This is a genomic window from Wenyingzhuangia sp. IMCC45574 (assembly GCF_054182685.1).
The window spans coordinates 1,385,560-1,399,568 of the sequence record NZ_CM135169.1 but is presented as its reverse complement, the minus strand read 5'-3'; the positions used below and the strand labels follow the sequence as shown (position 1 = coordinate 1,399,568).

Genomic DNA, 14,009 nt, shown 5'->3' with positions numbered 1-14,009 from the left:
TTACAGTTTTCAACGGTTTCAAAATTTTCTGAGCCTAAAACCTTTTAAATCACAGCTACACATTCATTCACGGAGTTACTTTCAATTATTCAGGGTAGCGAGCCTTTTATATGCGTTTCTACTGTTTCAATTCAGCAGAGTTACGATACAGATTAACGAGTTAAACGACTAAAGAAAATTGGAGTTAAAATGTTAGTTTGAATTTTCGCTGTATTGTCCTGAAATAGGTTGACCTTTTTTGTCTGTTTTAAAAGGTTAATAATTCCAGTTTCTTTTTATTTTTTCTGTAAGATTTATAATCTACATTTTTGTTTTTATGAACGTATTCAGGAGTACATAAATTTAGACTAAAATGCGGTCTATGATTATTATAAATCTTTACAGCTTTGTTAGTAATCTTTTGAGCTAATTTAAGGTTTTTAATTACATTTTTAAGTCCATATTCATATTTTAAAGTTCTATTAATTCTCTCAGCAATAGCATTTTCATAAGGATCATATTGTTCTGTCATACTCATTATGATATTATTATCTTCAACATACCTGGTATATGTAGGATTGCAATATTGGAACCCTCTGTCTGAATGATGAATCAATTTCTGATCAGGATATTTTCTATTTTTAAGAGCCATTTTAAGGGCTTCTAAGCAAAGAGAAGTTTTCATATGGTTATCTATGTTATATCCCATTACTTTTTTAGAATAAGCATCGGTTACTAAAGCTAAATAAGCATGTCCATTGTCAGTTTTAATGTAGGTTATATCTGTTACCCAAAGTTGCTCAGGCCTTGTAGGCACTTTATCTTTTATAAGATTTTTATACTTGTAAAAAAAGTGTCTAGAGTTCGTTGTTGTATGGTAGTTTTTATTTCTTTTAACCAGTAGTTTATGTCTTTTAAGGATGTTAAAGAATTTGTCTCTACCTACTTTAATTCCAAGTAATACAAACTTGTTTTTAAGTTGAAGATATAACTTTCTAGTTCCTAAATATTGTCCAAATTTCTTTCTGTGTTGTTTTACAATTAGGACAATTATGGCCTCTGTTTCTTGTTGTTTTTTGTGAGATTTTAATCGTTTGTAAAATGCTTGTTTACTAATCCCAAAACATTGTACTAACCATTTTCTTTTAAACGGTTTTGTTTCTTTTTCTGAATCTCTTCTGCTAATGTTTTGGGCAACGACTTTTTTGACAATTCCGCACCAGTAATAAGTTCCATATCCGCAATGACATCTTGTTGAAAGTCTTTGATGAACTCCAATTCTTCAATTTTCTCTTTCAATTTTTTGATTTCGTCCTGTTTGCTCATGGCTCTTTTCTTTTGCTCTAAGGTACTATATTTTTTAATCCAATAATCAATAGAGGATCTAGAGATATTGTATTTTTTAGCAGCAAAATTTGTAGATATTTGACCATTTTGAATTTGGTCAATGATTAAAAGTTTTAGTTCAAAACCTACTTTTGTGTACGTTTTTTTTCGACAGGGTTGTTTTTTAGAACTCTCCATAAGTTGACTGTTTTTAGTTAAAATTTTAGTCAACCTATTTCAGGACGATACAAGTTTAGAATAATGCACAACGGTTTGAATAAGCTAAGTTTTGGGTTGATAGGGCAGAGGTCTATCAGCCAAAACAAAACTTGTTTAAAAGTAGTGAACTTTAAGTTTAGAACAAAGCCCAAAATTTAGCTTATTTGTTGTTGGCTATAGCTTTTCAAAGTTTTATTGATTTTCAAATTGATAAATAATCCAATTCCAAGAATTTACTAGACCCACAATGAAAATGATAATATATAGAGATAATTACGATAAAGAATATTTTATTGTAGTTTTTGTCTTTAAAAGTTTCTTGATATTCAGGTGGAGGAGTAATTTCAGACCTTTTTTTGTCAACTATTCTTATTTCGGTTGTATTAAACTCTACATCTTCATAAATCCAAAAATTTTTCAAGGAGTACGTATTTTCTTTAACAAAAGATGCTTTCAAGAGTTCTAGAGCATAAGACTTTAAGCCTTCTCTATTTGCCGAAATCCTCTCACCTTCAATTTCTTCATCATAATGAACGAATTCAAAATAAGAGTCTTCTTTTTCAACACTTTTTTCAAGTTTATCGATTAATTGTCTTATTTCATTTTCTTTCATAGTTCTTAATTATCGATTATTTCAGAATCTTTAACAAATAAACCACCTAATAGACCTTTATTCATTGTCATGCTTATATTTTCACCCACAAACACTTTTTCAATAATGTATCCTTTAGAGTCTAAAGAATATTCTTTAGTTTTCGATTTTACATGAATTCTATATGTTCCTGGATATTTATATCCCCCTTTATTATATATTTTTTTGGTAATTGTACCATCGATTTTATTTTTTTCAATAACAATGAATGAATTAGTGAAAACTAGTACTTTCATTAGGAAAACTCTAATGATAAAGACATATAAAACGCTTACACTTAATAGACCTGTAATAAACTCTTTGAATATTGTGATATATTTTTTTTTCAGCTTAGTTTTATTCTTGTAAATACCATACACCATTAAAAAAACAATAAAAGGTATCGATATATAATCAACTATTTTGTAGAAATATTTTTTCTCAAAGTATGCGAAACGTAAATCTTGGATTAAAAGAAAAATTATAAATATTATTATTCCTCCAAATATAATTCTGAATTTCAACATTTAATTTTTTCTTAGTTATATCCAACGGTTTTGTATAAGATTAGTGTGGGAGGTAGGCAATCGAAGAATTGTCAGCCGAGCCACAAGCTTATACTTATTTTATGTTTTTATCTTGTCGATTTAAAAATAATCAAATAAGTATGAGTGACATTGTAAATAGGTACAAAACTTTGGGTTATGACTAAAAACCCACATTAATTTTATACGGTGTTGGCACAAGTTATTTTAATTTCGATTCAAATTCGTCTGTTAATTTTACTTTTTTAAGTTTAGTCATATTATAATGTTTAAATTTTTCAGGAAATACATTTAATTCATAATTAACAGTTTTCATATTTGCGACATTTCCTTAATTTTTACCAATCATCTTTTAATTCTGTTTTCATAAATTTTTTCAAATCCGCAATTATCGAATTTACTTTTTCATCTAAAGTTTTATATAATTTTTTCTTTCCAAACCAACTTTTAGGAAATTTTTCGATAGTAAATGTGTCGTTTTGCACATCTGAATAAATAAAACTTGAAACTGTATATTTATATCGACCGTCTTTAGTCTCAATTTGAATTGTATGCTCAATAGTTGGTTTTCGAGAATAATATTTAATACCAAAGTTCCCTTTTCCAATTATTATTCCATCTTCTTTATCGTCTAATTGAATTACATCATTGGCTGATTTGTATTTCAGAACTACCCATTTTTTTGCTCGATTATATAGCTCTTTCTTATTTATATTCTCAACTTTTATAACTTCCGTATAAACAACATTTCCGTTTTCAATTGGTAAAATATCAAGAAGTTTCTCTTGACTAAATGATTTTATAGAAAAAGTTATTAAAATCAATAAATAAATTATTCTTTTCATTTGGTTTCGGTTTTTAATTTGTGCCAACGGGTTAGCTATGAATAGTAGCGGATTTGGAACCACAAACTTTTCAGAATAGATAAACCTTTATTTTTTAAATATATTTTTCAATTTAGTACCTAAACCGCTATTATTTATAGCTGTTGTTGTAACCAGTGATTTCTTTTCTTTAATTCTTTCCAATCGTTTTAATTGTTCAGTTTTAGCTTTAACTAAGCCCACAGTTTTGTGTCGATTAAATTGATGTTCAGTAATATTTGATAATTCCAAAGCTGAAACAGCAAATTCAGAGGCTTCGTCTTTTCTGTCCATTTTATAACACAGATTAGCCATCAGATCAGCATAATAGAATTTGTCACTATTCATCATTAAACGACCTTCTGTTTTTTCAAATTTTTCAGTTGCAATGACATATGCTTCTTTATACTTCTCAGTCTGTTCTGATTCAACAATTGTTTGGCATAATTTCAAATCAGCTAACCCAGTTGTTCCGCTTCTTGTTTCAGAGTAATAGTATTCGGTTACAATTCTGAAATATTTTTCAGAATTTTCAAATGATTCGTTTTTCAAGTAAAAATCGCCTAACTGTTCATTTCCGTGTATTGTGCTGAATTTTTCTTCAGGGTAATCGTTGATAACTCTTTCCATATATTCTATTCCCTTTTCTTGAAGAATTTTTATGTCAGAGTCCAATAAATAACTAGCTTGGATTCTCAAATATTGAGCTTTGTGGTAATTTCCACGAGAACGTTTTAAACGAGCTTCAAATTCAGATTCAATTTGATCGTTCCATTTTGTATTTCTATACCAATCTTCTTTACTCATTTTTTGTTTTCGCTCATTGGTTACAACGGGTTTAATAAGCTAAGTTTTGGGTTGATAGAGCAGAGGTCTATCAGCCAAAATAAAGCTTGTTTAAAAGTACAGAACTTTAAGCCAGAAACAAAGCCCAAAATTTAGCTTATTAGTTGTTGTAACTAGTTTTAGTTTATAAGCTTGTTAAGTTTTTCAATTTGATTTTTTTCAATGAAACTATCAATCCTAAATGTTTCAAGATTTAATTCTTTCATGATTACGGGTTCTTGTAAATGGTTAATTTCTCCATTCATGTTATCATCAACAGAATATCTTAAAATTACTTTACTACTTTCATTTTGGATGTAATAACTTTCGAAGCTTAAATCATTATATCCAAACTCTTTTAGAGTTTCTTTATCAATATCATACACAAATAGACTTTTTAAATCAATATCATTTAATTTATTGTCATTGTTTGAGTCTTTAGAGGTTCCAGTTAAAAAAATATAATGTCTAGAATTAATCATTCTATTAGTGAATTCAGAAACAAATATTTTTTGATTGAATACGTTGATTTTAGTATTCTTTTGCTCATTGTAAACTATCAGGTTGTTATATTCTCCAGAGTAACGATAGTAATAGTTTCTACTTTTATAAGTCTTATATCTTCCTCCACTAATTAACTTAGGTTCGTTGTAATTACCGTTTTTCTTATTTTCAATATTAACTTGAGATACAGGTATTAAATATATTGTTTTTAGAGTATCTATTAATTTAGGCTTTTCAAGAGTAATTTTCTGGTTGATTATTTTTTTAGATTGGACACTGTCTCTCTGAATTGTATTTATAGTTAGAGAGTTATCAGTGATTTCTCTGTTATTTCTGGTTGTAAATATATCTGAGATTATAAAATATGTTCCTGAAATTATCAATATAGTTAAACCCAAGACAACAAGTGTTCCAAGTATAGCTAGTAGTCTTTGATTGTATTTTTGAAGTTTATTCATAGTAATTTTAGACAATTGGTTACAACGGATTTGGCTAAGCTTAGTGTGGGAGTTGATAAATCAAGGATTTATCGGACGAGCCACTTAGCTTAGACTTATTTTTAGTTTTTATCTTCGTCAGTTAAAACTAATCAAATAAGTTTAAGCGGACAAAGCAAACAAGCCTAAACTTCGAGAAAGCCATAAAAACCCACATTAAGTTTAGCCGTTGTTGTACATTGTTATTTTTTATCACTAACTAAATTTAGAAAATTATCGCCAGAGGATGTTCTATATAGTAATGTTATACTTTTTTCCTTTTTAAACTCGTTTTTTGTAGGAGCTACGACACGTGCAAATCCAAGTTCAATTAGTAAATTACAGGAGTAGCTCCATTTTTTAAATGAAAAATCAGAATCGTGAAAAACATAATTTTTAAACTCATATGGGCTAGAAAAATATGAACTTACGTCTTTTCCTATTTCAGAACTTGAATGTAGTGATTTTAATAAATTAGCTTCAGAAGGACTAAAATAAGAAAGTACTTTTACAAAGTGAGGATGAAATTCAGATTCAGTTATTTGACTTGAAATTAAGTTTTCCCACATTTGGTGTAATTCGACATCAATTTCTTTAGAAGCTTCGTCTAAAGATGTCACAAAACTCTTAATATGTCTCGGAGATATTAACTTACCTTTATTTCTTGCTTTGATTATAGCATTTTCTATTGTTAATGCACCCACAGCTTTTTCCAGTTCTACTTTATTATCAAATTTTTGTTTAATATATCTTCCTAGCCCAGATGTTGTTTCGGTTATAGGTGATATAATTTCGTTAAAACGAGATACTAAAGATTTAGTAGTTTCAATATACACTTCTTTTGGAATATTTTTAGAAACTTCTCCAATTCCTAAAGAATCTAATTTCGTAATATTTAATTTATTCTTTATCACAAAGCAATTTTATTAATAATGTACAACGGTTTTGGCTTAAGGTTAGTGTGGGGTAAGAAAATCATTGATTTTCGAACACGCACTAAGCTGAAGCCTTTTTGTTTAGTTTTTAATTTGTTGTCAAAAGCTAAATCGAAAAGGATTTAGCGACTTAGTAAATATACACAAAACATCGAATAAGACCTCAAGCCCGCATTAACTTTAGCCGTTGTTACCTACTGCCATTTTCAGAGCTACTTTTCAATCGTATAGCTACAGTAAATTCACATTTCTACTTTTTAGTCGCACAGCTACAATAAATTCACGTTTCTAATTTTCTGTCGCACAGCTGCAATAAATTCACGTTTCAACTTTTCAGTCACATAGCTACAATAATTTCACGTTTCAACTTTTCAGTTACATAACTACGATAAATTTACGTTTCTACTTTTCAGTCACATAGCTACGATAAATTCACGTTTCTACTTTTCAGTCACATAGCTACGATAAATTTACGTTTCTATTTTTAGTCACATAGTTAAGATCATTTCACGTTTCTACTTTTCAACCGCATTTCTACGATTAATTCTGTGATTTGGTAGGAGAAATTTACTTAGCAAAATTTTTCGTCACGGTTGTAGGTAACGGGTTTAATAAGTTGGATTTTTGGTTGATTAGCAGCGAAACTATCAGCCGTGACCAACCTAGTTTAAAAGTAGTGAACTGAATGTTAGAAACAAAGCCAAAAATCGAACTTATTTGTTGTTGTAATACGTTTAATTTTGTTCTACTTGTTTTATAATATCTATGTTTTCGAGTTCTATATCTGTCAAAAATGAAGAAACATTCTTATGTTCAGGTCGATACCATTCTTGTTCCTTAAAGTACTTAAACATTTCTCCACCTTTTTTAAATTCATATCCATATCTAGCGAATATCTCATTCCTCATAATTCTTAAGTCTGACTTTTTCATTTTTTTCAATTTACTCTTCTCAAGTTTTAAAAATGAAGTGCTCGGGTGTTTTCCATAGTATAGTTTTTCAAGAGCTACCTTTGTAACAGTTCCTATTTCAAATTTACTATCTTCAATCCAACTACTCCAAGGATTATTTATTCTCAAACCTTTAATATATTCACCAGATTTTGTTCTATACCTTATAAAACGTCCATTATGTTGGTCTGAAGAAAAGATTCCACTTTTAGTGATTTTTACATTTGTCAGTGTTTTATATGTTTTTTTCCAAAAACCAGTTCCTTCTTCCCAATATCCAGAAGTAATTTGAGCTATAATTCCTTTTTGAGTAAAAAATAAGTTCAGATTTGATTCTCCTTCACTTTCACCAAAATGGTATAAACCTTGGTATTCTATTTCAAATTTAGGTATCCATGGTGATAAATCAGATTCCTTAATTTCTTGTGCACCCCAATATTGAGCTTGAATTAAATTCGAGATGAATAAAAGAATTAGAAGAGATTTAAAAATCTTTTTTTTCATAACGATAATGTATTACAACGGTTTTGGCTTAAGGTTAGTGTGGGGTAAGAAAATCATTGATTTTCGAACACGCACTAAGCTGAAGCCTTTTTGTTTAGTTTTTAATTTGTTGTCAAAAGCTAAATCGAAAAGGATTTAGCGACTTAGTAAATATACACAAAACATCGAATAAGACCTCAAGCCCGCATTAACTTTAGCCGTTGTTACCTACTGCCATTTTCAGAGCTACTTTTCAATCGTATAGCTACAGTAAATTCACATTTCTACTTTTTAGTCGCACAGCTACAATAAATTCACGTTTCTAATTTTCTGTCGCACAGCTGCAATAAATTCACGTTTCAACTTTTCAGTCACATAGCTACAATAATTTCACGTTTCAACTTTTCAGTTACATAACTACGATAAATTTACGTTTCTACTTTTCAGTCACATAGCTACGATAAATTCACGTTTCTACTTTTCAGTCACATAGCTACGATAAATTTACGTTTCTATTTTTAGTCACATAGTTAAGATCATTTCACGTTTCTACTTTTCAACCGCATTTCTACGATTAATTCTGTGATTTGGTAGGAGAAATTTACTTAGCAAAATTTTTCGTCACGGTTGTAGGTAACGAGTTTAATAAGCTTAGGTTTTGTTTGATGTAGCAGAGGACTATCAGCTAAAACTAAACTCTTTTAAAAGTACAGAACTTTACGTTTAGAACAAAGCCAAAACTTGAGCTTATTTGTTGTTGGCAAATCGTTTTTTTATAATTTCAATCTTAAACTCATTTCATAAGATAAATTTCTAATTTTACTTGTTAAGAGAGTGGAGAGGGGGAGTCGAACCCCCTTACTATCATCTTGTTAAGTTGAATTCATTTATAAAATTCTACGAGTCGAATTTGTTAATGGCTCCACACAATAGTACCCACTCCGACAATTACGCTTTTTAATGTATTCATAGTTTTAAGTTTAAATATTTCATTAATTAATAGCTTAAGAATGAAGCTAATCCAAAATTCTATGCTCGTAATTACTTCATAAACTACGTCAACTCCTTCATACAAGCTCTTCTATTTTTTATATTTAAAATAATAGTAAACCATTAATTTCTGTTTTTATATTCTCATCTGTATTTATTTCTCGGGTATATTTATCTCCACATTTCCTACAAGTAATTTTTTTATGGTTAAGTATATCGTGTTGAGTGAAGTCACAATTTGGACAAGTCACATAACCCCACTTATATCCTGTTAATTTACTTCGAAAAGAGAACTCAGTATAAGATTCATAATCAATTATCTTTAATTTTTTCTTTATTGTGTTTTCAATGCTTTCAAGAAAGTCACATTTATAATCTTCTATAGTGTCAAAATTCGATAACTCTTCGTGTATTTCTTTAGATGTAAACCTCATAACAATCCATCCATCTGCTTGTAAATTAACTTCTTTTCTTCTATCTCTTTTTATATTCTTGTGTCCATGTGAGCGTATACCATCACATTCAATAGCGACTTTAACAGGGTTGTTTATGGAACCTCCATAAAGAGCAAAATCTATTTCATACTCTATAGCAGGTGTTTTTTTGTCATATATATTTGGGATTAAAACATTTTCACTAGCATAAACTATGTAATCTTTATTTTCAGCTGGAAATTGATTCAGAAATAAAAAAAAAGCTTTTTCTAGAGGTGATTTGGATTCATTTTTTAGAAAATCATCAAAGTGTCCACTGTATGAGTGTAGTAATTCAGCACTTCTTTTTAAATGATTTTCTTTAATTTTTTCTTTTAGTTTTTGTATTATACCTTCAATATTCACAGCGATTTTTACTAATGTTTGCCAACGGGTTTGTATAGGCTGGATTTTTGGTAAAAGGACAGAGCACTCTCGGTTATAGCCTATTTTTTTATAAAAGTAGTGAACTAAAAATTAGTAACAAAGCCCAAAATTGAGCATATGCACAGTTAGCTAAAGTTTTTTATCGCTTCTAATTATTATTAGGGTCTATTCTTTCAAGGAAGTTTTTCAGGTAGTAAAAATCCTCAACTATAGTTTCAAAATTCTCAGGCAAGTTACTTTTATTATTCAACTAGTAATTCATAAAAACTTCATTCAAAGAATGTTTCAATTGACTAGGATCTGTCAATTCTAAAAGACTTTCTAATTTGCTTACTGTTCTTTTATTCAAACTCATTATCAGCAATTTTTAATTCTTTTATCGTTATACCGAACACAAGATAGGCGAAAAATAATGAATTTCGGTATAGTGAACACCGAGACAGAAAAATATTTCAAAAAGTTAGGTCTTAAAATCAAAAGACTGAGAGAAGACAAAGGTATCGACCAAAAGTCATTCGCTTTTGATTGTGAAATTGGAAGAACTCAGTTGTATACGATTGAAAATGGAAAAACCAATCCTCGTTTACATACTTTGATGAAAATAGCTGAAGGTTTCGATTTGTCAGTTAGTGAGCTTTTAGGAGATATTTAAAAAGTTACTCTGTTCAGTTTTCAAACCTATTTCTAAGTTTTTCTAGTGCCCCTTCTTTCTTTAGTATGGTAATGGCTTTATTGATTTTTTTTAGTAAATCTTTTCTCTTTTTTGAAACTGCTATTCCAAGCTTTTCAGAAGTTAATTTTTCATTTAAAACTTTAAAATCTTTATTTATTCTTGCTAGGTGATTTAGGTAGGAATAGTCTATGATGTAGGCATCAATTTTTCCTTCCCTTAATAATTGTTCAGGTTCAATATAATTTTGTCCTTCTTTATGAGTAATAAGTCTAGATTTAGGAAGGTTTTTAGAAATCCAAGTATAAGCAGTGGTATAATCATGAGCATATACTTTTTTATTTACTAAATCGTTAACCGATTCAATTTTAGAATTCTTAGTTGTCATAATTCCGAGTCCGTCTGTATAATAAGATGTACTAAATAGGACTTTTTCTTTTCTATCTTTTGTAATAGTAATTCCTCGAATTGAAATATCTGCTTTTCCTTCCGTTAGAATATCAATTCTAGGATCTCCATTGTTGTTATACTTATAATCATAGATATATTCAAACTCTAATCCTGCAGTTTTCATTATTTCCTCTACAAACTTAGGTTCTATTCCGGTAGGCTTCCATAGATTACTTTTCCATTCGTAATGAGGTAATGATTCAGTACCTGGCCACGAAACAAAAATTCTAACTTTTTTACTATCTGTTTTGCTTTTAAAGGAATAAGAAATTCCAATTACTAAAGTTAAAGTTAGAATAATAGTTAATGTTTTTTTCATAATTCAATTTTAGCTAACGGGTTTGCATAGGCTGGGTTTTGGGCAAAACGGACAAGGAGCCTATCAGCCGAGACCAAGCCTATTCGAAAATAGTAAACTCAAATTAAACGACAAAGCCCAAAATCGAGCCTATGCACAGTTGTGTGTTCGTTTATTTTACACCTTCAAAAACTTTTAACTCAAAATCGACATTATCTTTTTGAATGTTAAAGTTATTTGTTTTTAGTTCGTTCATTTTCTGAAAGCTGTCAAATATGAATAGTATTCCTTTTGAGTTTTTCATTGTACTCAAATACTTTAATAACTGTTCTTTAGCCATTTCTCTAACTTGACTGTTTTTTACCCTTAAAGACTTTATTTCAATAATAATTTTTTCATCATTGAATTCCAACATAATATCTGTTCTTAATTTACTTTCAGAATTAAGTTTCTCATCTACTAGGACATTTACCATAGGGAGTTTTTTTTCAAGATATGATGAATAAATTCCAATAAATTGATTTTCAGAGATTCTAGGTATCGTCGATCCTTTCCTGTATTTATCAAGGTCTACTTCTTTCAAAAATGTTTCTGTTACTTTTTCTATATTTTCAAGTAATGAAAATTCTTCTTTTGATTTAAGTGGCTCGATATTATTTACATCAGATGATGATACTTTTAGTGCTATTTGATTCAATAACACATAAGCATAAGAACAAATATTCAGTATTGCTATGTATGCTTCTTCTTCCTTAAAAAAGAGTTTGAAATTATGAGATGATTCATTTCTCCATTTTTCTCGATAATTTTGAAATAAGGGTAGTAGTCTCTCATTAAGAATTTTATTATCAATAAGGTATTTCTCTATTTTCCAAGCTTGCGTTTTACGTAGTTCTTCTTCATTTTTTTCGGCTAAAACTAAAAATGCTTGTCTTGAACACCCCTCAAAAGCTTGATTACACCTATATATTACATCAGTATAATTTTGTTCTTCTCCCGTAGTAATTCCTTGCGTAAATAATTCAAAAGCTCTCTCAATATGAATAATAATTTTGTCAATATCCAATGATGGATTCATTGAATTTATTTTTTCAGTTAATTCCTTAACAGGTTCAAATATATCCATGCAATTTTTTTCTTAATGACACACAACGGGTTTAATAAGCTAAGTTTTGGGTTGATAGAGCAGAGGTCTATCAGACTAAAACAAAGCATGTTTAAAAGTACAGAACTTTAAGCCAAGAACAAAGCCCAAAATTTAGCTTATTGATTGTTGTAGGTAGCTTTTATTTCATTTTAGTGCTAATTAGGATAGTCTTTTCAGCAAATTTAGGTTTGTAAGATATTAAATTCACTACTTCTTTATAGTGCTCAAAATTATAATTGTTAATATACCTAATTTTATAATCCAAATCAGAGTTTTGGTGAAGAAGAATTTCTATTGCTTCATTCTTACTGATTCGTCTAAATAAATAGTTTGTCATTTTGCAGTTACTAATATTGTCTTCATAAATTACTACTTCTGAAGCAATAAAGTCATATTCTTTTTCTGTTTCAAAATCTAAATATCCTTCTTGACTTAAAGCATCAATTTTAGATTTCATTTTCAAGACGGGAGATTCAGTATTTTTATGTTCTTTAATACTATTTACAAGTATTTCGAGTTCTTTAGAAATTTCAATACCATGATAATTTTCATTTTCAAGTTCTTCTAATTTGGAATAAAAAGTAAAATATAGTGTGTAAAGAAATATTTTATGATTTATTAATAATTCAGATAGATTTAAATTCTCAAGAAGATAGTAATAAGTGTAAAAATTAGGAGTTAGATTGTGAATTACCCATTTATTGATTGTTTCATTAAGTAAATTCAAATACTTATTGTTTATAAAGTATTTACTAACTAATTGTTGATGTTGAGATATTAGTTTTTTTAAAGCTTCTCCTTCAATAACATGGATTTGATAAGGTTTTGATGCTTTTATTTGATTCAGCCAAACACGACAGTTGTTTGATATGTAAGATGAAATTATAAAGACTAAATGATTAGGTTTCTCTGCATCTGCCCAAGCTATTTTTGAATTAAGTTTTTCTGGTGAAACTCCGTTTTCATATTTTTTACACTCAAAAAAATAATACTCAAAATATTGACCAATTAAGCTATTATTGATAACAAGTTCTCCTTCAATATCTCTACCGTTATCGGCTCCACCTTTTCTCCAAATTAATTTAGAATATCCATGTTTCAGCAGTAATTCAAAACATAATTCCTCAAATTTATCAGGTGAAATTTTACTGAAATCAATGTAGTTTTCTAAAGTATTCATGATTTTTTGAAGTTACCTACAACGGGTTTAATAAGCTAAGTTTTGGGTTGATAGGGCAGAGGTCTATCAGCCAAGACATAGCTTGTTTAAAAGTAGTGAAGTTTAAGTTTAGAACAAAGCACAAAATTTAGCTTATTATTTGTTGTAGGTAGTTTTCTTCCTATATTTTTTTTGAATATTTATTAGATTTTCAAGAGTAATTAACTTATTACTTTCGTCATAAAGAGTTATTTCTTCAAGCTGTAGATGTATTTCAACAAAGGAGTGAAAATCATAATCACATGCTATAATTACCTTTGAATCTTCATAATTAGCAGTTAATATTTCAAGATTTAACTCCTCTAGTTCTTTCATACTAATTGTTTCGATATTTTTATTTTTCTTTAAAGCTATTTGTTCTAATTTTTTTATTTCAATGTTGAAAAATCTAAAATCAGGATTTATCATTTCAGCTAAATAAATACAGTCAATAATCATTATAGTTTTTCCGTTTTTTTCTTCTAAACTGTGAATTGTTCCATCATGGAAAATTGAAAATATATTAGCTGCTTCAATATTTTTTTGTTCATTCATTTGTAAAATTTCTTGTTCTTAGCTTTTTAAATAGTAAACAGATAAAATGGAAAAATATAAGATATGTCGATTTTAAACAAAATTAGAGTTATTATAGCACCAATA

The 14,009-nt window shown here is 28.7% G+C and carries 15 protein-coding genes; 1 reads left to right on the top strand and 14 read right to left on the bottom strand.

Annotated elements, in window-relative coordinates; translation table 11 throughout:
- Window positions 1-247: 247 nt before the first annotated feature.
- The 10 genes from ACXHHC_RS05915 to ACXHHC_RS05870 form a co-directional block, all read right to left on the bottom strand.
- Window positions 248-1,096 carry an IS3 family transposase gene (locus ACXHHC_RS05915; RefSeq protein ID WP_458229231.1) on the bottom strand — a complete coding sequence of 283 codons (849 nt, stop codon included), beginning with the start codon at window positions 1,094-1,096 and terminating at the stop codon, window positions 248-250.
- 14 nt (window positions 1,097-1,110) lie between these two features.
- Window positions 1,111-1,503, bottom strand: coding sequence for a transposase (locus tag ACXHHC_RS05910; protein WP_458227421.1), 393 nt, complete (start codon window positions 1,501-1,503; stop codon window positions 1,111-1,113).
- A 223-nt stretch (window positions 1,504-1,726) separates the two neighbouring features.
- Window positions 1,727-2,137 (bottom strand): hypothetical protein, encoded by a 411-nt coding sequence (locus tag ACXHHC_RS05905; protein WP_458228721.1) that lies wholly within the window; start codon window positions 2,135-2,137, stop codon window positions 1,727-1,729.
- 5 nt (window positions 2,138-2,142) lie between these two features.
- On the bottom strand, window positions 2,143-2,682 hold the full coding sequence (locus tag ACXHHC_RS05900) for a hypothetical protein (protein ID WP_458228720.1): 540 nt from the start codon (window positions 2,680-2,682) through the stop codon (window positions 2,143-2,145).
- A gap of 356 nt (window positions 2,683-3,038) precedes the next feature.
- Entirely contained in the window at window positions 3,039-3,545 is a 507-nt protein-coding gene (locus ACXHHC_RS05895) for a DUF4468 domain-containing protein (RefSeq protein WP_458228719.1), read from the bottom strand.
- Window positions 3,546-3,632: 87 nt separating this feature from the next.
- Window positions 3,633-4,370 (bottom strand): hypothetical protein, encoded by a 738-nt coding sequence (locus ACXHHC_RS05890; protein ID WP_458228709.1) that lies wholly within the window; start codon window positions 4,368-4,370, stop codon window positions 3,633-3,635.
- Window positions 4,371-4,528: 158 nt separating this feature from the next.
- Window positions 4,529-5,350 carry a hypothetical protein gene (locus tag ACXHHC_RS05885; protein ID WP_458228718.1) on the bottom strand — a complete coding sequence of 274 codons (822 nt, stop codon included), beginning with the start codon at window positions 5,348-5,350 and terminating at the stop codon, window positions 4,529-4,531.
- A gap of 221 nt (window positions 5,351-5,571) precedes the next feature.
- Entirely contained in the window at window positions 5,572-6,282 is a 711-nt protein-coding gene (locus ACXHHC_RS05880; protein WP_458228717.1) for an Abi-alpha family protein, read from the bottom strand.
- A gap of 755 nt (window positions 6,283-7,037) precedes the next feature.
- Window positions 7,038-7,757, bottom strand: coding sequence for a YARHG domain-containing protein (locus ACXHHC_RS05875; protein ID WP_458228716.1), 720 nt, complete (start codon window positions 7,755-7,757; stop codon window positions 7,038-7,040).
- 1,073 nt (window positions 7,758-8,830) lie between these two features.
- A complete protein-coding gene (locus ACXHHC_RS05870; protein ID WP_458228715.1) occupies window positions 8,831-9,565 on the bottom strand; it encodes a DUF559 domain-containing protein in 735 nt (244 codons plus the stop codon).
- A 448-nt stretch (window positions 9,566-10,013) separates the two neighbouring features.
- Between ACXHHC_RS05870 and ACXHHC_RS05865 the strand changes: the two genes are divergently transcribed.
- Window positions 10,014-10,238: a helix-turn-helix domain-containing protein gene (locus ACXHHC_RS05865; protein ID WP_458228714.1), complete on the top strand. Its 225-nt coding sequence runs from the start codon at window positions 10,014-10,016 to the stop codon at window positions 10,236-10,238.
- A gap of 13 nt (window positions 10,239-10,251) precedes the next feature.
- On the opposite strand, the gene ACXHHC_RS05860 is transcribed toward ACXHHC_RS05865, so the two are convergent.
- From ACXHHC_RS05860 to ACXHHC_RS05845, 4 genes are all read right to left on the bottom strand, one after another.
- Window positions 10,252-11,025, bottom strand: coding sequence for a substrate-binding periplasmic protein (locus ACXHHC_RS05860; RefSeq protein WP_458228713.1), 774 nt, complete (start codon window positions 11,023-11,025; stop codon window positions 10,252-10,254).
- 151 nt (window positions 11,026-11,176) lie between these two features.
- Window positions 11,177-12,130 carry a GxxExxY protein gene (locus ACXHHC_RS05855; protein WP_458228712.1) on the bottom strand — a complete coding sequence of 318 codons (954 nt, stop codon included), beginning with the start codon at window positions 12,128-12,130 and terminating at the stop codon, window positions 11,177-11,179.
- Between the two features lie 160 nt (window positions 12,131-12,290).
- Window positions 12,291-13,331, bottom strand: coding sequence for a restriction endonuclease (locus tag ACXHHC_RS05850; protein ID WP_458228711.1), 1,041 nt, complete (start codon window positions 13,329-13,331; stop codon window positions 12,291-12,293).
- A 135-nt stretch (window positions 13,332-13,466) separates the two neighbouring features.
- Window positions 13,467-13,904 carry a hypothetical protein gene (locus tag ACXHHC_RS05845; RefSeq protein WP_458228710.1) on the bottom strand — a complete coding sequence of 146 codons (438 nt, stop codon included), beginning with the start codon at window positions 13,902-13,904 and terminating at the stop codon, window positions 13,467-13,469.
- Window positions 13,905-14,009 lie beyond the last annotated feature (105 nt).

Bases quoted from the DNA above. Each gene is read 5' to 3' on its own strand.
- ACXHHC_RS05900 (WP_458228720.1), bottom strand. From the start codon at position 2,682: ATGTTGAAATTCAGAATTATATTTGGAGGAATAATAATATTTATAATT.
- ACXHHC_RS05895 (WP_458228719.1), bottom strand. From the start codon at position 3,545: ATGAAAAGAATAATTTATTTATTGATTTTAATAACTTTTTCTATAAAA.
- ACXHHC_RS05885 (WP_458228718.1), bottom strand. From the start codon at position 5,350: ATGAATAAACTTCAAAAATACAATCAAAGACTACTAGCTATACTTGGA.
- ACXHHC_RS05860 (WP_458228713.1), bottom strand. From the start codon at position 11,025: ATGAAAAAAACATTAACTATTATTCTAACTTTAACTTTAGTAATTGGA.
- ACXHHC_RS05905 (WP_458228721.1), bottom strand. From the start codon at position 2,137: ATGAAAGAAAATGAAATAAGACAATTAATCGATAAACTTGAAAAAAGT.
- ACXHHC_RS05845 (WP_458228710.1), bottom strand. From the start codon at position 13,904: ATGAATGAACAAAAAAATATTGAAGCAGCTAATATATTTTCAATTTTC.
- ACXHHC_RS05875 (WP_458228716.1), bottom strand. From the start codon at position 7,757: ATGAAAAAAAAGATTTTTAAATCTCTTCTAATTCTTTTATTCATCTCG.
- ACXHHC_RS05850 (WP_458228711.1), bottom strand. From the start codon at position 13,331: ATGAATACTTTAGAAAACTACATTGATTTCAGTAAAATTTCACCTGAT.
- ACXHHC_RS05890 (WP_458228709.1), bottom strand. From the start codon at position 4,370: ATGAGTAAAGAAGATTGGTATAGAAATACAAAATGGAACGATCAAATT.
- ACXHHC_RS05910 (WP_458227421.1), bottom strand. From the start codon at position 1,503: ATGGAGAGTTCTAAAAAACAACCCTGTCGAAAAAAAACGTACACAAAA.
- ACXHHC_RS05855 (WP_458228712.1), bottom strand. From the start codon at position 12,130: ATGGATATATTTGAACCTGTTAAGGAATTAACTGAAAAAATAAATTCA.